At 46.5% G+C, this 21,850-nt stretch carries 17 protein-coding genes; 12 read left to right on the plus strand and 5 right to left on the minus strand.

Going from position 1 to position 21,850, the window contains the following annotated elements:
* Positions 1 to 9: 9 nt before the first annotated feature.
* The 4 genes from DESAL_RS09275 to DESAL_RS19735 all read right to left on the minus strand — a co-directional run bounded on the left by DESAL_RS09275 (position 10) and on the right by DESAL_RS19735 (position 6,086).
* Complete coding sequence (locus DESAL_RS09275) at positions 10 to 723, minus strand: hypothetical protein (RefSeq protein WP_245543805.1); 714 nt, start codon at positions 721 to 723, stop codon at positions 10 to 12.
* Positions 681 to 2,513, minus strand: a complete 1,833-nt coding sequence (locus tag DESAL_RS09280; protein WP_015851730.1) for an SLC13 family permease — start codon at positions 2,511 to 2,513, stop codon at positions 681 to 683. The genes DESAL_RS09275 and DESAL_RS09280 overlap by 43 nt, the downstream gene beginning before the upstream one ends.
* 221 nt (positions 2,514 to 2,734) lie before the next feature.
* On the minus strand, positions 2,735 to 3,343 hold the full coding sequence (locus DESAL_RS09285; protein ID WP_015851731.1) for a hypothetical protein: 609 nt from the start codon (positions 3,341 to 3,343) through the stop codon (positions 2,735 to 2,737).
* A gap of 226 nt (positions 3,344 to 3,569) precedes the next feature.
* A complete protein-coding gene (locus tag DESAL_RS19735; protein ID WP_015851732.1) occupies positions 3,570 to 6,086 on the minus strand; it encodes a sigma-54-dependent transcriptional regulator in 2,517 nt (838 codons plus the stop codon).
* A gap of 260 nt (positions 6,087 to 6,346) precedes the next feature.
* Between DESAL_RS19735 and DESAL_RS09295 the strand changes: the two genes are divergently transcribed.
* Entirely contained in the window at positions 6,347 to 7,969 is a 1,623-nt protein-coding gene (locus DESAL_RS09295) for a sensor histidine kinase (protein WP_049760015.1), read from the plus strand.
* Between the two features lie 79 nt (positions 7,970 to 8,048).
* Here the strand turns inward: DESAL_RS09295 and DESAL_RS09300 are convergent, their stop codons facing one another.
* On the minus strand, positions 8,049 to 11,069 hold the full coding sequence (locus DESAL_RS09300) for a hypothetical protein (RefSeq protein WP_015851734.1): 3,021 nt from the start codon (positions 11,067 to 11,069) through the stop codon (positions 8,049 to 8,051).
* 267 nt (positions 11,070 to 11,336) lie between these two features.
* Here DESAL_RS09300 and DESAL_RS09305 point away from each other — a divergent pair, with 267 nt between their 5' ends.
* The 11 genes from DESAL_RS09305 (at position 11,337) to DESAL_RS09350 (ending at position 21,814) form a co-directional block, all read left to right on the plus strand.
* The gene (locus DESAL_RS09305) at positions 11,337 to 11,753 is read left to right on the plus strand and encodes a response regulator (RefSeq protein WP_015851735.1); all 417 of its coding nucleotides are present in this window, start codon (positions 11,337 to 11,339) and stop codon (positions 11,751 to 11,753) included.
* A gap of 42 nt (positions 11,754 to 11,795) precedes the next feature.
* Complete coding sequence (locus DESAL_RS09310) at positions 11,796 to 12,695, plus strand: response regulator (protein ID WP_015851736.1); 900 nt, start codon at positions 11,796 to 11,798, stop codon at positions 12,693 to 12,695.
* Between the two features lie 32 nt (positions 12,696 to 12,727).
* Positions 12,728 to 14,578, plus strand: a complete 1,851-nt coding sequence (locus DESAL_RS09315) for an SLC13 family permease (RefSeq protein WP_015851737.1) — start codon at positions 12,728 to 12,730, stop codon at positions 14,576 to 14,578.
* Between the two features lie 51 nt (positions 14,579 to 14,629).
* On the plus strand, positions 14,630 to 14,782 hold the full coding sequence (locus DESAL_RS20345) for a hypothetical protein (RefSeq protein WP_015851738.1): 153 nt from the start codon (positions 14,630 to 14,632) through the stop codon (positions 14,780 to 14,782).
* 9 nt (positions 14,783 to 14,791) lie between these two features.
* Positions 14,792 to 15,343, plus strand: coding sequence for a hypothetical protein (locus DESAL_RS09320; RefSeq protein WP_015851739.1), 552 nt, complete (start codon positions 14,792 to 14,794; stop codon positions 15,341 to 15,343).
* A 104-nt stretch (positions 15,344 to 15,447) separates the two neighbouring features.
* The gene (locus DESAL_RS09325) at positions 15,448 to 15,831 is read left to right on the plus strand and encodes a response regulator (RefSeq protein WP_015851740.1); all 384 of its coding nucleotides are present in this window, start codon (positions 15,448 to 15,450) and stop codon (positions 15,829 to 15,831) included.
* Between the two features lie 15 nt (positions 15,832 to 15,846).
* Positions 15,847 to 18,417: a PEP/pyruvate-binding domain-containing protein gene (locus DESAL_RS09330; RefSeq protein ID WP_015851741.1), complete on the plus strand. Its 2,571-nt coding sequence runs from the start codon at positions 15,847 to 15,849 to the stop codon at positions 18,415 to 18,417.
* Positions 18,414 to 20,096: a sensor histidine kinase gene (locus tag DESAL_RS09335; RefSeq protein ID WP_015851742.1), complete on the plus strand. Its 1,683-nt coding sequence runs from the start codon at positions 18,414 to 18,416 to the stop codon at positions 20,094 to 20,096. Before DESAL_RS09330 ends, DESAL_RS09335 begins: the two co-directional genes overlap by 4 nt.
* Positions 20,084 to 20,497 (plus strand): response regulator, encoded by a 414-nt coding sequence (locus DESAL_RS09340; RefSeq protein ID WP_015851743.1) that lies wholly within the window; start codon positions 20,084 to 20,086, stop codon positions 20,495 to 20,497. The genes DESAL_RS09335 and DESAL_RS09340 overlap by 13 nt, the downstream gene beginning before the upstream one ends.
* Entirely contained in the window at positions 20,478 to 21,392 is a 915-nt protein-coding gene (locus tag DESAL_RS09345) for a sensor histidine kinase (protein ID WP_015851744.1), read from the plus strand. The genes DESAL_RS09340 and DESAL_RS09345 overlap by 20 nt, the downstream gene beginning before the upstream one ends.
* A complete protein-coding gene (locus DESAL_RS09350; protein ID WP_015851745.1) occupies positions 21,389 to 21,814 on the plus strand; it encodes a response regulator in 426 nt (141 codons plus the stop codon). The genes DESAL_RS09345 and DESAL_RS09350 overlap by 4 nt, the downstream gene beginning before the upstream one ends.
* Positions 21,815 to 21,850: the final 36 nt, after the last annotated feature.

The following is a 21,850-nucleotide window of genomic DNA, read 5'->3' on the forward strand; positions in this document are numbered from 1 at the left end:
TTTGGTCGGTTAGTTTTTGGTAGGTACAAAGCGTTTTCTTAGAAAGTTACTGATGCCCTGATTTACACCCTGACTACATTTAGCAAAGGGACAGCCTAACTCGTAAGGGACCTCGATAGGGTCCGGAGATCCAGAGTATATAACAGTCTCCTTTTGTCCCTTGTTTTTTTCGACAAGCAATTCCACAACCAGATAACAGGTGTTCGGAGCACTTTTAGCCCGTTCAATTTGTGGTGACCATGTATTCACAAGCACAGGATATCTACGGAATGAAGGTCCATAAGGCAGAGAGTCGCTAAATCCTACTTGTTGTTGTGCTCCATGAGCGGCTACTTTTGGGGATATAGAACCCACTCGAGCTTCTATAAGGTAATCAACTTCACCGTTGGGCTGATATTTATAACCCATTTCGGCTAATGTCTGAATCATGTTTTGCGCAATAGGAAGTGAACCGGTTTCAACCCGTTCCGGGCTGCCGCTTTTGTTTAATTGGAAGAGAACTACACGCACGTTAAACGAACCGAGGCTCGGGTTGAATGCAGACAAGGGTGTAGGAGGGATAGCTGTGCGTGTGGAGCAACCTCCAAGAGAGAACATTGAAAGAATTACAACAAAAATCAAAAGCAACTTATTACGCATAATCACTCCATGATATGTTTGGCTTTGATGGGTAATGTTTTCTAGAGATAAATCATCGGCAGAACAATCGATAATGTTATCCATATGATTAATACCAGCGGGGTTCCTACCTTTAAGAAATCCGAAAATGAATATTCCCCGGCGTTCATTACCAATAAGTTGGTTTTATAGGCCATGGGAGTGGCAAAACTCATATTGGCCCCGAACAGGACAGCCAGAACAAACGGTTCAGGCTGAAGGTTTAATTGATGAGCAATGGACAGGGCTATAGGGGTGCCGATTACAGCTGTTGCATTGTTGGAGATGATGTTGGTGAAAACTGCCATCAGCAGCATGAGCCCACTAATGATGACCGCTGCCGGAGCATCACCGTTCAAAGCAACATATAATCGACCGAGAAAATCCGCACCGCCGGTTATGAGCATGGCTTTACCCAGAGCCAAACTGGTTACAACGATCAGAACTACTTGTACGTTCAATGCTCGTGTAGCATCCCTCCAGGTAATGCATCCGGTCAGGATCATGATCAGTGCTCCGCATGGTGCACTGATGGCTATAGGAAGAATGCCGAAAGCGGCAGTCAGGATTATTCCCAGCATTATGATCATTGCAAGGTTAGCTTTCTGGGAATACGGAAGATCCATTGTGGAATCCAGAACCAGAACCTTTGTGTTTTTTTTGAGTTCCGAAATTTTTTGTCTTGGCCCCTGAATAAGCAGGATATCGCCGATTTTTAGTTTTAAATCACTTATCTTATCTAAAAAGCGTTTAAGTTTTTTTCCTGACCGGTGAATAGCCAGCGGCGTCATACCGGTTCTCTCTGCAAAATTATACTTCTTTAAAGTTGTGCCATTCAGCGGTGAGCCTTGATAGATTACTATTTCAGCTATTTGCTGGTCAGCCGCCTCAAAAGGATGTTCGGCGTCATAAGGCACTACTGATCCAACTGGATACAACGTACCTTGCAGTATTTTCTCAAATTCAATCAACTGTTCCGGTGTGTCATTAATAACCAGATGGTCTCCGGCCTGAAGGATGGCCCCGGGATGCAGGTATATCGGCTTGCCTTCACCTCGTTCAATAGTGGAAACCTGCATTGCGTTGTCAGTCAGTTCAAATGCTTTTGAAAGAGGGCTTCCTTCCAATACGCTGCCCTCGGTAACTTCCAAGTGGGCGGTGAATATTCGCGGTGAACTGTCTGTCAGGGTGATATCAATTTTCGGGATGATGCGCGGGGCGATTTGCCAGAGGTACAAAATCCCGATGCTTCCGGCGATGACTGCCGGCAATACGAAATCGAACATTTCTATGCGTTTGAACCCCATCTCGGCTGCAACAGATACAACAAGCAGGTTGGTTGAGGTGCCGATGGTTGTAGCTGTTCCGCCAAGAAGGGTGGAAAAGCCCATAGGCATTAGTACGGATGAAGCCGGAGAACCGGTTTTTAAGGATACACTTATAAGGACCGGAAGCAGCAGAACTACCACGGGAACATTGTTGATAAAGGCGCTGATGAATGCTCCCAGCAGCAGGGTCAGTAAAAATGAAATAGAAGGGCTTTTCTTCCATGCCCGGGCCAGTAGGCGGCCCATCGGGTCTAGTGACCCTGTGCGCAGAATCCCCTGTCCGGCAATCATGAGCGCACATACCGCAATTAAGGCTTCATTGCCGAAACCATAGAAGAAATTGACGGCAGGGAAGATTTCCCCGTCGTAGTCGTAGGGAAAGATTTCAAATCCAACAGTTAGGATCAGGAATATAAGCAGACTTGATGTCTCGAGCGGAATTCTTTTGTTACTGAACAACAGTAACGCAATAGCTGTTAAGGCCAGAACAGCCAGAGCATGAAGATTCGGAAGTGGAGGTATGGTCATGGGAATTCTCCAGTAGCAGGATGAATGTGGTTCACATGTTTAAAGCATACTAATGGAAAATTGGTGAGGTGGATAGGGGTGTGTGGATGTGTTTGTAAGTAGGAAATTAAAAAAATAAGACCTATTAGATTAGAAGACCGTTTTTGGGGCTGTGATGACTTAGGCGGGGCTGACACATTGTTATGCCAGCCCCGGAGAGTAGGGAAGAGCTGGAAAGCTTCTTAGAGGGGATTGATAGAAGGCGAAGGAAAGGGGTTTCCTTGGTGGGCCAGCTCTCCACGTTCAGCAAACTCGTGTCTTACTTGTTCAAGGTCGATAACCTTGGGTTCTACCAGAGTAAATCCTTGAGCTTCGCACCAGTCATTGCGGTCTGCGAATTCTCCATTATACCTTGCATCGTCGAGGATGAAATAGTCGTCTTCGCCCATAATACGATCCCATTGATGGAGCATGAATTCAAAATTTTCAGGGTTGAATTCTGTCACATTGTCCCATTCCCACGAAAACTTGCATATTTCGTTGTCATAGCCGAGCACCGCAAGATACTTCGCGTTGCTGTCAAGAAAGATGCGCCGTCTGATCTGCACTGGATTTTTGGTGATAATGCCGTAGTCAAACTCAACCGGTTTGTCATCGAGAGTTATGCGTAAGGAACAGTCTGAATCAATCTTCATGCCCCAAGTAGTGGTTTTGCCTTTGCGCCACCAGTTCATGATTTTCATGGAATATACTTTCTGACCATATTCATTGATGGTCTTTGCCGTTTTTTCAGAAACAGGATGCAGGGCTAAATCGCACGAGCGTCCATGAGCGGAAATCTTTAGTTTCATCGTATTGTCCTCCTGAAAGTTAGCTTTGCGCTTATTTTTTTGAGGACTTATTTTGCATAGCCTATGCCATAATTTGTGGAGCGATTAAATTTGTTTTTGGGGCAGGAATTCAGATACTTATCTGTTTTGCTAGTTGTTCGTGATCTGGCAAAAGCGTCCTTTTGCGCAATTGCGTATTGCATGGGAAGGGCTTTTCCCATGCAATACGGCTGGCTCCATTCAAAATCTACTCGTCTACTATGTAGCGGGTTGAAGGTCCGCGGCCTGTCTTGCGGAGTTTTCCGGCTTTAACCAGAATTTGTAAGTCGTAAATGGCGGTACGGGACGGAAGTCTTCCCCCCACAATCTTTTGATATTCATTGCGGGAGACGGAATCCATTGTGCGAATTACTTTCCATGCCTTGAGCTGGCGGTCATTAAGTGAAGTGCTCTGTAATTGATCTGAATCCATATTTTCTTCGAGCGTATCTTCATCAGGGGAAATCGTTTCCTCGGAGGCAAAGCTCTGTTTTACACTCTCGGGGTGCTCGTCTTCTGCATAAGAGCAGCTTTCACCTTCAAGTTTGATCTCGTCAGCCTGAATGAGCTTGTTGTTAGCCATGACGACAGCTCTGGTGATGCTGTTGACCAGTTCTCGTACGTTTCCCGGCCATTGATAACTTTTAAGCTTGGCAACTGCTCCACGGCTGAGGGCAATATCTTTCTTGTCGGTGAGGTTCTCGGCCTGCTTCATATAGTACAGGCTTAGCAAGGGAATGCTTTCCGGATGTTCGCGCAGCGCAGGAGTCTGGATCATGAGAACTTTAAGCCGATAGTACAGGTCTTCCCTGAAAAGTTTTTCTTTAATGAGGGTAGTCAGATCCGCGTTGGTGGCGACGATGATTCTGATATCAAAGGATATTTCCTTATCGCTGCCCAGTGGCTTGAGTCTGCGTGATGCAATCGCCCGTAGCAGGGATTGCTGAACTTTCAGTGAAGCTGACTGAATTTCATCCAGGAACAACGTGCCGCCATGAGCTTCAATGAAAGCTCCGTTACGGTCGGTCTTTGCATCTGAAAATGCTCCTTTGACATGCCCAAAAAGTGCATCAAGAAGAAGGTTTTCATCCAAAGCCCCGCAGTTAACTGAGATAAAAGGCTTTTCGCGGCGAGCACTGTTGTTGTGGACAGCTTCAGCCACCAACTGTTTCCCTGTTCCTGTTTCGCCGTAAATAAGAACATCAACGTCTACCTCAGCGGCTTTGAGGATTTCATTCTTAAGGTTATTGATCTGTTTTCCGTAGCCTATAATTTCCGGAATGACAGTGACATCAAGATTTGCAAGGGCTTGAGTCTCCTTTTTCATATCGGCTTTTTCCTGACTGTTGATGGCTACAAGCTTTTCGTCTTTCGCTTTCATCAAAATATACTGGCTGTTAACGTGTCGTATGATTCTGTTAAAAGCCTTTTGCAGCACCTGTAGATCATTATCTTTGTAGGGCAAATCGACTTCTTTAAGCTGATCCAGTGAAGTCTGCTCCGACATTACCGCAGCAAATTCCCGTATCGGTCTGGTCAGTGACCTGCCGAAGAAAAGAACCACCAGTATTGTTGCAGCGACTGCGATACCGGAAACGACAAGCAGAATGCTCATGAAATCATAGCCCGCAACTTTCGGCAGAACACTACGGTCGGTATAGATAATGGCTCCGTAAACTTCAGATTCTCCGCCGGGAGTTTTCTTGAAGCATACCGGGGCATATGCAAGTGTGGGTATTGTCGAGGAATACTGACCGGATTCGTGAAATAAAAATTCCAGTCCTTTTTCTTTCTTCTGTATTTTTCCGATTCTTTCCCAGTAGTCCGCGTGAATCTCGCTTGGGCGGAAGGCTACGTTGTGTTCTGCCTTGCCCAGAGTCCCCTGATAGCCCTGTCGTGCGAGGAATGATGTCAGTTCAGAGCTGTCGTCTTCCTTAGGTATTGACTGGAAAAGTATCCAGCCTTGCGGGTCAACAAAATAACTGAATCGTAATTCATCGCTTCGCTGAAATGACCATAGCGGAGATCTTTTCGAGTCATACAATGTTAGGAAATTTCGTAGTTTTTCAGCTTTGACGGAGAGAAACATTATTCCGTCAGGGTGTCCCTTACTATCTAAGGTTTTTATGTAAAAGCGGACAACCTTCTCTTTGATCAGCATATTTCCGTTTTTATTGTTTTGTACCGGATAGGTAATTTCGCGGATGTATGAAGGTTGAACCTCTCTGTCTTTTAATGTGGATATTTTTTCAAGCTCCAGCAGCGGATTGGGGCTGACCCTGCCAAGCGCCGCATCATCCAGCTTTGTCACTACACCGCTTTTGTTGATCTGTATTTGAGGTTTTCCAGTGGAGGCCGGAATATACGCCAATTCATAATACGGAATTCCCCCAGCCATAATCATATTTTGAAACTGTATGCTGATGTCTTCGTTTTTCTGCTTGCTGAGAGCGAAATAGCGGAGATCTGTTGCGCAATTATTCATGAACATTTCTATGTCGTGGACAATTGCAAGGTTCTGCATGGCCACTGTTCTTCCAAGAGCTATCCTTATGTAATCCTTAGAGACTTTGTAAGATGCTGCCCCCACGATAAGAATGATGATCAGAATTGTCGGCAACAGCGACAGCAGAAGCTTACCGCGCAGACCGGTTCTGTTCCAAAGTCTCTTGGGAGAAAACATACTGCTGTTGTTGTGTTCGGTGGGCTGAGTATTTTCGGACATGGCATTTATTCCATATTGGTATTTTTATTTAGAATTTAAGCGTCACTGTTATTAGCGTTAGAGTCGCACCCAGTGCTTGTCAAGGCAATTCGGCATGGTGATTGCTTTTCCTTTGCTTGTAGTTACATGCGGAATTTATACCAGAACTGTGTTTTGTTTAATAATTTGAAATAATTGAACTAAATCTAGCAAAGAAGGTGGGTGGGCACGTGGAGAGAACGCGCAAGTATCATGGAATAAGAAGGGTGCTATTGTTATCGATGATCGTTGTTCCTTTTGTCCCTTTAATTGTGGCAGCAACCATCGGTTACTATTCTCATGTAAAGTCGATGGAGCAGTTGGCTATGTCCGCAGTCAGGTTGGCAGCCGTAGACCATGCTGAAATGGTGTCCTTTTTTCTGAACGAACGTAGGGCCGACCTGATGGAATCATTAGACCTGCTGGGAGGCGAGATCAAGGATACTGCTAAAGTCAGGGAGATACTTGGAGAGTTGCGCAGCTTAAGGCGGGATATGTATTCAGATCTGGGATTAATTGACCCTGAAGGCAATCAAGTAGCTTATGTCGGCGAATATCCTCTTGAAAATAAGAATTACCTTGATTCGAGGTGGTATAAAGAGACGGTCGGCAAAGGATACAACATCAGTGATATTTATCTCGGATTAAGGGGAGTTCCGCATTTGAATGTGTCTGTATCGAAGCTGATTGATAATAAAGAGTGGGTGTTACGGGCTACATTGCGACCTGCTGCGTTAAGAAGGATAGTGGAAAAGGTTAATATTGGCGTGTCCGGGGAAGCATACATAATCAACAGCGCTAATAGATTACAGACTTCCCGGCGTAGTGGGGGAGATATTTTCGATCGGGACAGCTATCTTTACCCGGATCAGAAAGACGGGGTTATAACTTTCGACGGTTCAGAGAATGATGAAGCATACATCTTTGCCACGACCTGTCTTAATAACGGAAAATGGCGGCTAGTAGTTCGTCAAAAGCATTCCGATGCTTTCCGCTCCAGCAGTAGTGCCTTGTATCTTATTCTTGCCATATTGATTTGTGGTGGATCGGTTCTGGTCTTGCTGGCAGTTGTTGCCAGTAACAAGGTTTATGACATGCTAACCAGACAGGCAGATACAGTCTGTGCCCTTGAAGCCCAGTTCCTGCGTGCGGCTAAGCTTGCTGAACTAGGGGAGATGTCAGCAGGCTTCGCCCATGAAATCAACAATCCATTGCAGATAATGAAAAGTGATCTGACTCTGCTTGAAATGTTGTTGCATGAGGAGATTGAAAGAATCGGCGAAGGTAAAAACGGTGCTGAAATCGCAGATATTAATAAGCAATTGAAGTTGCAGATTGATCGTTGCGCAGGGATTACGCGCCAAATTTTAAATTTTGGGCGTCAGAATAAACCGGAATTCAAAAAGATTAATGTGGTGGATTATCTCCCGCAGGTCGCCAAGATGGTGGAGAAAAAAGCTGAACTGGAAGGAATCCGGTTTATCATGGATGTGGATAGTCGGACGCCTTCTGTCCTTGCGGATCAGGGGCTTCTTCAGCAGGTCATGGTTAATTTGTTGAACAATGCGATTCATGCTGTTGTGGATGAACATGGTTCCGAGAACGGCGAAATTGTGATCGCGGCTGGTCAGGATCAAAATGGAAATGCTTTGATTAAAGTGTGCGATAATGGTGTGGGTATTCATGAAAAAGATATGGAGCGCATTTTCCTGCCTTTCTATTCCACGAAGAAAAATAGTGACGGGACCGGACTGGGCCTTGCCGTATGCCATACCGTAATAGATTCACTTGGTGGAACTATGAGGGTTAAGAGTGAACGGCACAAGGGTACTGAATTCAGCATTATCCTTCCTGCTGCCGGTTAGATGTTAATGAATAGTTAAAGGCCGGAGCCTGCCATTTTAATATGTGCAGGATCCGGCCTTTGTTATTGGATGATGTTTCTTACGATGCTTTTGCTGGAGCAATGATTCTATCCAGCTCTAGGAGATAACCTTCATGTCGCCGCAGGTAAAAGGATAGTGGTTTCGAAAAGTTGTTGCCAATCAAGCCGTCAACTATAATGTGTGAGACTGATTTCTTTTCGTTGAGAATCTGTTGGGATGATCTGAATATTTCTTTTTCATCTTTTGACATGCCTCTGATTGCTTGTTGCAGTGCTTCTTTGGCCCTTGGCTGGTACATGCGCAGATAGAGCAGGTCCAAAGCGTTTGCCATTAATATGGAATCGTCATTGATACCTCGGCTGCGGCAGAGCTTAATGAATTCGGCTGGACTTTCGAGTAGTGAAAGCAGGTCTTTGTTCGGGAATCTGACTTCCATTTCTGAGAAGAAATTCAGAACCTGACGTATTTTTTCTTCGTAATCCCATGAGCGGGCTATTATGTTTTCCTTGCGGTCTGCCATACCTTCAAGAAATCCAGCAGCAAAGTCCGAAGCCAGCTTTGATATGACTGCCGCCCATTGCTGAATGAGCATATCTATTTCCGGTACCCCGCAGATATAGAGAATTGCGGAAATGGTGTAACTGAAAACAATTGCAATGGGGATTGAAATTATGCTGCGAAAGAAATTGCCGAAGGCAGCCTCTTTAGGCAGTTCCCGCATGATATTGTGACCTGTTATGTATATGCCGTTGGTTATTGCCATGATCGTATAAAGCATGGTCGGGTCGGTGGTTACATTGATGTCGAACATTCTATCAAGTACCACGGATTTACATAACCAATCCAGCAGCGGCACAGAAAATCCTGTGAAGAGAAGGGAGTCGGCAATGCGGTTCCAGTTTATAAAGTCACTCCAGACCAGATAAGGGGATCGTTTGAGGCCGCCTCCACCAAGTATCGACTGAATGATGTTACGGAATCCGGTGATGGAAAACCAGATCAGGCCGCCCAGCCACGCCAGAACCCACCAGTCTTTAGTGAGGTAAAAAGTCAGAAAGGCCGGAATGAAGCCGATGATAATTTTAAATAAGTTCTTAAGCGTACTGTTGATATATTGCGGTTCGGTCTTGTTTACGGTATCCGGTTTTTGCCTGATCAATGAGAGCCCGTTTCCGGTATTTTGCGATAATCCTCCCAGAGGGCTGATGTTACCGCACTGTCCGTGTTCAATTTGATAGTTGGAAATTTCCCATTTCTTTTCTTTGCGCTGTAATATTTCGCGCAATAGAAAGGCATCTTTTACGTGGCTTAGGAAATTGCTTGAAATCAGCGGAATGTTGCGCTGTGACATATATTTGATAACCAGAGACAAGTTTGCCGAAACAGGTAGACATTTTCTGTCTGGATTTTCTTTGATTTCCTTTCGCGCCCGTGGTGGCAGTGTATCGGCAACAGCGAATCCCATACCGATGGCCCGCAATGAGCCCCCGGTTGAACCGCTTCCGATCCTTGTCCTGATTTTGCGATGCTTATAGCTGTTTTTCAGTTCCTCAATATGCTGTTGAATATGAATGAGCTTTGCAAGCTGTTCATTCTGTTCGGGTTCTTTTCCTCTTTTTAATTTATCAACACAGCTGCGGACAATCTTTTTTAATCCTATGGAGTTGCCTGTGTTCAGTGCCTGTTGCAACCTGTTGAACGGTACTCGGTTCGGGAAGTGTTCTTCTGTGATATTTTTGAGATTAATCAATTCAAAGTGCGTAATTCGTCCTTTGCATTCATATACAAGTTCCAGTGCATCTTCCAATTCCATATTTTCCAGAATCAGGGTTATTCTACTGGAAGGGCTTGCACTGAGCAGCTTTCCCGTCAATCTGCTTGGCGAGAAAACTAAGGGGGCGGGGGCTTCCTTAGAAGCTGGCGGTCGATTAGGGTTCGGGAGTTCCGAATTGGCTTGCGGCGAAAGATAACGGACCGTGATCGTATCCGGATCAAGGAGATTGATGGAGTCCACCTGCTTGTCGATTCTGCTTTTTTCCTCAACGCTTGCAACAAGGTATACAGCGGCAAGCTCCTTCACCCTCTGCTTGAAGTGGGGGAGTGAAATCTCATGAACATACTTTCCGAGATGGGTTAGGGTTGGTGCTATGGATTTTAGGCTGTTCTGAAATTCCGTGTAATCAATTTCAGGAATTTTCACTCCGACTTCCCGTTCAATGGATTGCCGGTGCACAGAGTTAAATTTTGCAGTCACACGGCGAATATATTCAGCATGTATTTTTTGCGATGTTTTCCCGAATTGCATGATCTCCTGCACCTTGGCGTTCTCGAAGAATTCAGCAATATCTTTTTGATCTATAATATTTTTCGGGGTCCAAACAAATTTGACATACCGGTTGCGGACCACCGCTCTTAATTCAATTCCGAATTCTACTTTAATGTCCAGAATCTGCGCTGCGGAATACAGTTCTATTGCCACTTCCGGGGATAGGAAATCGTAATAAACAACCCTTAGCCTGCGAATGCCCTTTATCCATGCATCCATAACCAGATGGGAAGCGGATTTTCTTCCTTTGCTATTCGCGTCGTGCACCCGATCATCAAATGTCAGCTGATTCCATTCCTCCGGCATTTCTAAAAGATGGTACTTTTTTAATTGCTCACGGATGAAGCTGCTTTTTCCGAAGGAAACACTTCTGAAATCATGTGCCAGCCTTAGTTGCTTCTGTTCATCGTTCCCGGATCTGATGATTTCCTTTGCGATTTGAATAAGAACCCGTGCTCTATTGTTGCGCAGGGTGGTCTTTGACGTGGCCATGACCTCATTTTTGAGTGCGGATAAAGCGTGCAGCCTTTCATTTACTTCATCAGATTCAAGAGAACCCAACAGGTTAAAAACAGCATAGGCAATTCGGATGCCGTAGGGGGCGGCCAGTTCTTTAATTCCATGCGGTTTTAAGTATGGGCTGAGCAGTGACCTGATGCGGGCTTGATCCTTTTTGCGGGAAAGAATGCTGTTGAAGAGTTCCACCAGCAAATAGTCGTTATGGTCGAAGTAGATGAAATTGTAACTAAGCATATCGTCTCCTGTTCATAATTTTGCGCATTAAATACTGCATTTCCAATGCCACCCACCATTCCATCTTTTCATCACTGATTTTTGTTTTCTTTCTTGTCGTTTTTCGTTGCTAAAAAGAACCTGTGTTTTGCGTTTTGCGAGATGTTTTGCGCTAATTTAGTTTGATAAATTAGGTGATTATGAGTTGGCATGTCGTCTGCATTAATGAGGTCGGTTTCATTGGTTTGCTCTGTGCAACCGTAATCAATTTAAAAGGATGAACTCAAAATGAGGAACACAAGAATCATGCTTGTAGACGACGAGGAACGTCTGCTTTGCACTACCAAGAAGCTTTTCGAGAAATTGGGATTTGAAGTCTTGACCTGTACATCAGGAAAAGAAGCACTCGAATTGCTGGAGCAGACAGATGTTCACGTTGTCTTTCTTGACATCAAAATGCCGGGCATGGACGGCATCGAAACTTTGCAGCGAATCAAAAAAAAGTTCCCGTTTGTGGAAGTGGTTATCCTGACAGGGCACGCCTCAATGGAGGCGGCGGTAGAAGGCTTGAAATTAGGTGCATTCGATTTCTTGATCAAACCGGTGAGTATGAAGGAGCTGCTTGAAAATGTAGAGGAGGCATCAGCAAAAATACACAGACAGAAACAACGATTTCTTTCGGCCCGGAAGGAAAATCAGGAATAGGTTTTCCTTCCGGTTAAAGTTGAAATTAAAGGAGGTTACATAATGGAAATTATCAAAGTCCTCATGGTTGATGATGAGGAACGTTTTCGCGAGACAACTGCAAAAATCCTTACCCGCAAGGGCTTCGAAACGATGCTTGCGGCTAGTGGAGAAGAGGCTCTGGATATGCTGTCCCATTCGCCGGATGTCATCATTCTTGATGTCAGAATGGGAGGAATGAGCGGTCATGAAACCCTTGAAAGAATCAGGGAAAAGGATCCTGATATTCCCATCATTATGCTTACAGGCCATGGCGATATTTCGGGGGCTAAAAAGGCCTATTCCGCAGGCGCTTATGACTATCTGGCAAAGCCCTGCGATATCGACCTGCTTGCAGCCAAAATCAATGATGCATTTCACAGTGTGGCAAAAGTGAAGCTGCCGGAAAAATCGGTTGGAAGTGTGATGATTCCCCTTGATGAGTACACGGAGGTCGAAGCGGACAGCACCATAAGCGAAGCAATTGCTGCTCTGCGGAAGTCTATGCAGGGGCTGGTTGCGACAAACAGACTCATGGAGTCCGGGCATCGCTCTGTAATCGCACGGAACGCGGACGGTAGTACTGCCGGTATCCTCAGTCCCCGCGATCTGCTTTATGCTGTTCTTCCTGAATACCTTTCAGCACCGAAGCCTTCCACTGCGGACAGTCTTCAATATTCGGCAATGTTTTGGGATGGCCAATTCACAACTCTTGCAGAGAAGCTTGCGGGCAGGACTGTTCGCTCTCTGCTGTCTGGAGAGTTCCTGACTATTGAATCCTCAGCGAACCTTATGGATGCGACTAATGCCCTTATCACCTCAGGCAAGAGACGCATAATCGTTCAAGAGAACGGCATAGATGTTGGCATCGTCAGGGAGCAGGAACTCTTTTACGAAATAGCTCGAATTATTTCGTCCAGATAATCACAGCAGATTTGCAATACAGGGGTAAACATATGTCAAACTCAAAGAAAAAAGCAACCGGATACGATAAGTTTGTCAACTGGAGGCTGCTGATTATTCCGGTGGTACTGTTTTTTATTATTCTGGCTTTGCCCACACCGCAGGGTATGAAAAAAGTCGGGATGCAATATTCAGTAGGTCCGAAGGTTGTAACAAATTATATCAGCGAACAGCTTTTCGGTGCGGGAAGTGCTGCTGTGGAACAGTGGCAGGCGCTCACGGCGCGTATGATGGAACAGAACATGCGTATGGGCGCTTTAAGTAAGAAACGCTTCATGAGCCGTAACGAAAAGTGGGTCAAGAAATATAAGATTCCGGTTGATTCAGCCAACCTCGTTAAGGCCAGAGACTATGTGGATAAGAATATCTCTGATGAAGTCTTTTTGAATATTATGAAAAGTGCGTACAACCTGCGCACAAAGAATTTGAATTATTCCGACCTTTCTCAAAACGATAAAAAGAACGCTGATGGCGGGGCATGGAAAATTAAAGTTGCCATTGCCATGGTCGTGTTTGTCGTCTTCTGCTTTATGACCGAGTGCATGCCCCTTCCGGGGGTGGCCTTCTGCATCGGGTTGATTCTGGTATTCTCAGGTGTTGTTACCCGAAGTCAGGTGGCCGGGTTGTACTGGAGTGATGCGGTTTGGTTTATCATGGGTTCGCTTATGTTCGCAGCAGCTTTCGTTAAAACGGGAGTGGACAAGCGCATGTGCATGCTCATGTTCAAGAAGCTGGCTGTGCCTAATGTGCGCTGGATCACGCTCATCTTCTTCGTGGTCATCAGTCCGCTTGCGGCTTTCATTTCCGACCACGCCCTTGCCGCAATGTTCCTGCCCATCGGTATGCTGCTTTATCAGAACAGCCTGACCGACGAAGTTCCTGAGGACAAGGAACTGGCTAAAATGCTCATGATATCCATTGCCATGGCCTGTAACATCGGTGGTCCCGGTGCTCCTTCAGGCGGCGCCCGAAATGTAATCATGATGACATACCTTACTGATATGTTCGGTATGGACATCGGTTATGCACAGTGGATCATGTACTGCATGCCCTTCGTGATAGTTATGATTCCGCTTACCTGGATTGTCTGCAATATGCTTTTCAAGCCCCGGATTACTTCTTTGGCTCCGGCTATGCGTCATCTTGAAAGTGAAATCAATAAGATGGGCCGCTGGAACAGGGATCAGATCTGGGCCATGGTTATTTTCCTTGTCATGGTTTTCGGCTGGTTCACAGAAAAAGCTTTCTACAACATCGGCATCTACCCGATTCGCCTCGGTATCGGTGTAATCGCGGTTGCCGGTGCGGTGGCCTACCTGCTGGCCGGAGTTGTTAACTGGCGAGATTATCAGGAAAAAGTAGACTGGGGTGTTGTCTGGCTATACGCCGGTGCAATCATCTTCGGTAGAACTCTTGACCAGACCGGTGCGGCATATTGGCTGGCTCAATCCTGCATCGATATGCTGGCTCCGCTGGGTATGAGTGAAGGTCTTCCCCTTATGCTGACCTCCAACGGCCTGACCGCGGTACTGACTAACCTGATGGCTGACGGACCTGCCGCGGCCGCAGTCGGTCCGATTACCCTGAATATGGCCAGTATCGTGCATCCCGGCACAACCTTCCTTCCCTTTATGGCTATGTCTACCGCAGTGGCATCATCATTTGCATACTGCCTGATCATTGGAACTCCCCCCAACGCAATCGTCTACGCTTCCGGTTATCTGGAGCCGAAGGACTACCTGCGTGTGGGTATTCCCATGTGGTTTGTTGCGAACATTCTCATCATCCTGCTCACAGCGGTTTACTGGAGCGGAATAGGTTTCGGCAGCCTGCCGTCCTTCTAAACCGGAAAAAAGCGGCCGGCCCCGGTCGGCCGCACCTTAAGGGGGTAGACAATGAAAACGGGAAATAAGGTTGAAAAGAAATTTATTCATAAAAACGGAACCACATATTTTTCAAAAAGAACAGAACAGCAGATCCTTTTTGTGCTGACCTCAGCCATGCTTCTCTGGGGACTGGTTGAAGGGATCAGCAGTTATCTGAATTAGGAGTATGTCATGACTAATACACAGGCACCGTCGGTGAAAATGGGAGTGCGGGAATATCTGGAATCTCTAATCTTCATTATACGTTCTCCGGCTTCATTTTTTGAGAGCGCTAACGATGAAACAGGCAGCAGGCGCGCGCTTCTTTTCCTGATGATTTCAGGCCTGTTCTACTGTTCGGTCAGTATGACCTATTTTTTTGAAAATTCACTGATAATGGGCGTGGTTATGATGATCAACGCTGTGTTTATGCCTGCTCTGGGCGCATGTTTCTCATTTTGCATTATGCGGATGATGACTCCGTCTATGGCTTCTTACTCCTGTGTTTTTAATGTTTATGCCTACTCCAGCGGAGCGGTGATGGTCATTTCATGGATACCGGGATTGGCTGTTGTAATGGAGCCGGTCCGGGCCATCCTTGTGGGGGTGGGGCTCTATAAAACCGGAAAACTGGGCAGGTTCCAATCTTTCATAACTGTGGTGCTGACAGCTGTTCTGCTTTTGTTGTTTTTCTGGACTGTTGCGCCGCTTGTTATAGCCATTCGTGATTTTCAAGTAAATTAGTCCATCATATTTTGTGACCGCATAATGCTGATCACCACCCCCCTCATCAGCAGGCCGGGAAACTCCCGCCCGGCCTGCGTCTGGGTGGATCAAGGAGAAAGAGAATGAAAAGTATCCATGTTCTTCTAGTCGATGATGAAAATGATTTCCTTATTGCTTATAAGCGCCGTCTTATTCGCCGCAATGTTGAAGTCAGTGTTGCCTCAAGCGGTTTAGCAGCCTTGCGGATGGTCGAGGATGCCGATTTTGACGCAATTGTGCTGGATATCCTGATGCCAGAAATGAACGGGATTGAAACATTGAAGCGTTTAAGGGCGGTGAAGCCTGAAATACCGGTAATTATTCTGACCGGACACGCAAATATGGAAGCTCTTTCACAAGTCTCGGGAGGAGGGGCTTTTGACTACCTGCTTAAGCCGGTCAGTACCGAAGAATTGTACTTCAAGATTATGGATGCTGTTCGAGAAGCCAGAATCAGAATTCGTTGATGCAGGAGGCAGGATATGCGTACTTTCATAAATGCAATTTCCCGTATATTGAGAAATCCTTCTGCTGATGATCGCAATTCCTCAGCACGTTTCCTTGAGCGATGTGAAAATTTCCGTCTGCTGCTTTCCGCCAATAACAGTGCCCTCAAAAGGATGGCGGAACTGACTGAAGCCTCCCGCAGTGTTAAGCCTGTAGGGATGACCTATATCCGGGCTGAAAATATCAGGATATCCGCTGATGTGCGCAATATGATTGAGCGGCTATGCCGTATTGCTCCCGGAAGGTACGAGGGACTGAAGGATGCTTTCAACAGGATTCTGATGTTGATGAATAAAGAGCTTGCAGCTGATGTTGAGAGGGTTTCCGGGCCAAACATCATCAATCTCCACGAATTGAATTCCGGCCTGATATCAGAGGCAGGATCAAAGATGGCTTTGCTGGGTGAGGTGGCATCTATCCCCGGTATTCGCGTTCCCGAAGGTTTTTCTATTACCGCTTCTGCCTTCAGAGTATTGTTGTTGGAAACCGGTCTGGGTGAGGAATTAAAAAGGGTGGCCCAGATTTGCGGTGAAGAGAACTATGCAACTCTTAGGGTTTTGGAAAGAAACGTCCGCGAAGCCATCAGCCTTTGTCAATTTCCTCAGGATCTTGAAAATGAAATTTCCGAAGCAGTAGAGCAACTGGCTGCGGGGCGAAGAGTGTCTCATGCCGTGCGCAGCAGTGCTCTTTGTGAAGATAGTTTGGAAACAAGTTTTGCAGGACAATTCCATACAGAGCTGGGCGTTGCTGCTGATGAGATAGTGGAGGCGTACCGCAATGTAATTGCCAGCATGTATACTGCCTCCGCTGTTACCTATCGCCTGAATCACGGAATACGTGATGATGAGATGGTTATGTGCGTTGGGTGTGTGGAAATGATTGATGCCGTGGCAGGCGGTGTCGCCTACAGTAGTGATCCTTCAGGTCTTCATGAAGGACAGATAGTTGTTTCAGCTGTGCATGGTCTCCCCAGCAGTATTGTCGACGGGGTTACCAGAAGTGATCTTTGGCGGTTGGACAAGGATTCTCTTGCAGTAATCTATGAGGAGATAGTTGATCAGGAGTGGGGCCGCTTTATGGCTTTTGACGGAAGTGTTGCCCGCCGAAGGCTGGAGCCGGATCAAGTGAATCAGCCTGCGATAGATCATGATGTGCTTGTCCGCATAGGCCAGACAGTACTGGACCTCGAAGATCATTTTGATTGCCCTCAGGATATGGAATGGGCTTTGACAGGCGATGGGATACTGTATGTTTTGCAATGCCGTCCTTTGGGAATAATGGCGCAGCAGCATGTACAGGAAAGCGTTAATGACGATCATAAATTTCCAGTCATTGTGGATTCCTGCCAGCCCGCCAGCTCAGGAATCGCATCAGGAATTACCTACTACATCGAACATGCCCACGACATGATCGATTTCCCCTTCGGGGGAGTCCTCCTTACCAGAGTCGCCGGTCCCGAACTGGCGGCTCTGCTCCCGGATGCCTCCGCTGTGATAGCTGAATTCGGTAGTTGTACCGGACATCTGGCAAATGTGGCCCGTGAATATGATATTCCCGCTTTGATTGGTGTTCCCGATGCAGTTGAGAAGTTGAAGGGAGCAGGAGAGGTCATAGTTGACGCTGTGCAGGGCCGCATCCTTTCAGGAAGTCTTGGCAATAATGATAAGCCGCGCAAAGCCTTTAATACGGAGACTCCGGTACGCAAAGCTCTCTGTTCAGTACTCAAGCTGATTACCCCCCTGACTTTGACCGATCCCCGCAGCCCGGATTTTCTCCCGGAAAGATGTAAAACCCTGCACGACATAACCCGTTTCTGCCATGAAAAAGCCGTAGCAGAAATGTTTAAAAAGCGTGCCGGAATTGATGATTCCGCAAGGCAGATGGTGGACGGAGACAGGCTGCAATACTGGATTATTGATCTTGGGGGAGGAGTTTCAGATAACAACGCTTCCAATGATGATGGATACGTGCGTTTCGAGGATATCCGTTCCAATGCAATGAGGTCCTTGTGGTCCGGAATGACCGGTTTTCCATGGGAAGGGCCACCCGATGTATGTGCTGACGGATTTGCTTCGGTTCTTTTCGGGGCCACCTGCAATCCGGCTCTGGTTCCGGGAGTTCGCAATAGTATGGGGGAACGCAGCTATTTCATCGTGGGTCGGAATTATTGCAGCTTACAGTCCCGATTGGGTTTTCATTATTGCACCATTGAAGGCTTTGCCGCTGATGATGCTGAAATGAATTACGTTCTCTTTCAGTTTAAGGGCGGAGCTGCGGATATGGGCAGGAGGTCTTTGCGATTGCAGTTGGTGGCCGAAATACTGGCGGAGCATGGATTTCATACCTCTGTCCGTGATGATGTGCTGTTTGCCCGTATGGAAGGTATCTCTTTGGAAATGGCCGAGCGAGGATTAGTTGTCGCCGGATACCTGCTTGTGCAGACCAGGCAGCTGGACATGATCATGAAGGACGGTGCTGCCGTTGAGAACTACAGGAATAAATTCCGCAGGGAAATTGAAGTCCTGCTCTCCGGGGGTGGAAAATGAAGGCTTTCCACTATCTTCAGCTAAAATGGAAATTGACTGCAACAGCTCTGTCTTTTTCGCTTATCCCCTTATTTCTGTTAGGTTTTGTCCTGCACGGTCAGTTCAGTGAATCTTATGAGGATAAGTTACGCAGCAATTTACGGCTGACTGTACTCAATAAGGCTGATGCCATTGATATGTTCCTGGAGGAACGTGTCGTTCAGTTACAGAACATCGCCAATACCAACTTCTTTTCTGAAATTTCAAATCAGGAAAAGCTGAATAGTCTTTTTGATGCCATTTACAGCACATCGAATTCCTTCATCGATCTTGGCGTTTTCGATCAGCAGGGCAATCACGTTGCCTATTGCGGGCCTTACGATTTGAAGAACATCAACTATCAGGATCAGCGCTGGTTTAATCAGGCCATGCTTAAAGGGGTTTTCATCAGTGATGTTTTCATGGGCTACAGGAATTTTCCGCATTTTGTAATAGCCGTTAAGCGCAGGGAACAGGGGCGGACATGGATACTGCGCGCTACCATTGACTCAGATGTATTCAATTCATTGGTAAGTAATGTTCGGACAGGTCAACTAGGCGATGCTTATCTGATCAATTCCAACCTGTTGCTGCAAACATCATCCAGACGCGGCGGAGATGTTCTTTCCAAAGCAATCCTTCCTGAGTTTTCCCCCGGCGGCAACGTAGAGATAATCAAATGGAATGATCACGGAACCCGAATGGTGGCCGGGATAATGCAATTAAACATGGTTGATTGGAGCCTCGTTGTTCTTGAGAATCCTGAGGAGGAGCTTTCTCCGGTCATTCGGGACCAGTCACTTGTATTTGTCCTGCTTTTTGTCTGCGCCCTGATGATTTCCATCGGGACATATTTCGTTATTACTTCCATTGTCCGCAAATTGATGACTGCGGATAAAGAAAAATCTCTTATGGATGCCACGGTCATGCAATCCTCCAAGATGGCTTCACTTGGAAAGATGGCAGCCGGAGTAGCGCATGAAGTCAATAATCCTCTTTCCATTATCAGGGAAAGTGCCGGATGGATCAGGGACATGATTTCCGATGGCGGTTTTGAAGGGGTTAAAGATCTTCCGAATCTGGAAGAGGCTCTTGGGGATATTGAACGCCATGTGGAACGGGCCCGTTCTGTAACACACAGAATGCTTGGTTTCGCGCGCAGTATGGAACCGGCGCAGGATGATGTCGATCTTAATCAACTGGTCCGGGAGACCGTTTCATTTCTCGATAATGAAATTTTATACCGGACTATCTGGGTCTCCTACGATCTCAGTCCGGACCTTCCTTCTATTTCTACTGATTTCAATCAGGTTCAGCAGGTTGTTTTGAACCTCATGGAGAATGCAATTGATGCCGTAGGAAATGACGGCTCAATCAAGCTTTCAACCCGTAGTAACGGTGATTTTGTCGAGCTTGAGATTGCTGATTCTGGTCCGGGAATCCCGCCGGAGCTTCTCAGTAAGGTCTTTGATCCTTTCTTTACCACCAAGTCAGCCGGGGAAGGCACCGGATTAGGACTTTCCATCATTTATACGATCCTCAAAAGAGTTGGAGGAAGCGTTAAGGCCAGAAATCTGCCTGAAGGCGGAGCTCAATTCATTGTGCGGTTGCCGCTGGTGAATAGGAATACCTACATACAGGAGGAAGTATGTCCAGAATAAAGCTGCTTGTGGTGGATGACGAGGCTGATTTCTTGAAACTGGTCAAAAGAAGACTTGAAAGAAGGAATTTTGATGTTGAAGTGGCTTCCGGTGGTGCTGAGGCTTTGCATTTTCTTTCCGCCAATCCTGTGGATGTAGTCATTCTTGATGTGAGGATGCCCGGTATGAGCGGCATGGATGCTCTGAAGCATATGCGCCGCAAGCATAGTGAAGTGGAAGTGATCATGCTCACGGGCCATAGCTCGGTTGCTTCCGGATTGGAGGGAATAAGCCACGGGGCCTACGATTACATTCTTAAACCCTTTGAAATCGATGATCTTATCGAAAGGATTCGGAGCGCTCATGAGCATGCAGTACTTAGGCGTGAAGGCGGAGGCGGGAATGTCAGCTCTGGAAGTTAGAGATCTTAATCTGCTACGGCATGTTTTCTTAGGTCTTGCATTGATTGGCGTTGCAGGATCGTTGATCAATGCAGGGTACGGCACCTGCGTTGAGATTATAGCTGCTGTGGCAGGTTTTTCGTTGCTTGGGTTTATTTTGCAGGAATTGCGGCGTGCGAGGCGTAAAAGTCTTGAGCTGGAAGGTCAGCTTGTTCAGCTCAAGCGTATGAATTCTTTTGACGAGATGTCTGCCGGGATAGCCCATGAAATTAACAATCCTCTGAATATAATCATGCAAGAGGCTGAAATTATAAGGGTTAACATTGAATTTTCAGAGAGTTGCCTGCTCACAGACGAGATTGATGAGAGTATTGGGGTCATCAGGGCGCAGGTAAGACGGTGTTCGGAAGTTACTCGTAAACTGCTGGATATGGGGCGAAAAAGACTGCCTGTAACCCAGCAGGTGGACATCAATAAATTACTGAAGGGAATGCTCGCGCTGGTGGATGAAGAAGTGGGCGGTAAGAAAATAAAAGTTGTCCGGGACATTCCTTCCGGTGCGCTTTCAGTCAATACAGATCCTCCGCTGCTGCGGCAGGTTTTCTTGAATCTCCTTAAAAATGCAATTCAGGCTGTCGGCCATAGGGGGGAGATTGTCATTTCCAGCAGGCGGGAAGGCGGAAAGGTTGTTGTCCGTGTTGCGGATAACGGTGTCGGAATAGCTGAAGATAAACTTCCTCATATATTTACTCCCTTTTTCACGACCAAAAGTCCTGAAGAAGGGACAGGAATCGGTCTCGCCGTAAGTCTTCGTATTATCAATCAACTGGGAGGAACCATCGATGTAGAGTCTTCTGTCGGCAAGGGGACAGTCTTTTCGGTGGCGATTCCCGTAAATGGAGCAAGGTCGTCATGAACAGCAAAGGACGGATTCTGATTGTCGATGATGAGGATCGGTTCAGGGAAAGTCTGAAACGTATTCTTGAGAAGTTCGGATTTGATGCTGTGGCCGTTGCTGACGGAATGGCTGCCCTGCATGTGCTTGAAAGGGGGGAGGTGGATGTTGTCCTGTTGGACAGCAATATGCCTAACCTTCCGGGAGAGGATGTTTTCACGATTATTAAAAAACATGGAATCGCTGTGGAAATAATTCTCCTGACGGGTTTTCCGATCATTGAAAATGCTCTCAAGATGATGCGCAACGGCGTATTTGATTATCTGGCAAAGCCGGTGTCAATCGAGCAGCTTTTATCTGTGATCGGGTTGGCGGTGGAAAACAAGCGGATCAGGAATTGGGATACGGGTGCTGTAGATATTCTCAACAATAATGTTGACTGACGTTGTCCTTTTTCCCGGTTAAACAACGTAAAGTAT

Source organism: Maridesulfovibrio salexigens DSM 2638 (genome assembly GCF_000023445.1).
Lineage (GTDB): Bacteria > Desulfobacterota > Desulfovibrionia > Desulfovibrionales > Desulfovibrionaceae > Maridesulfovibrio > Maridesulfovibrio salexigens.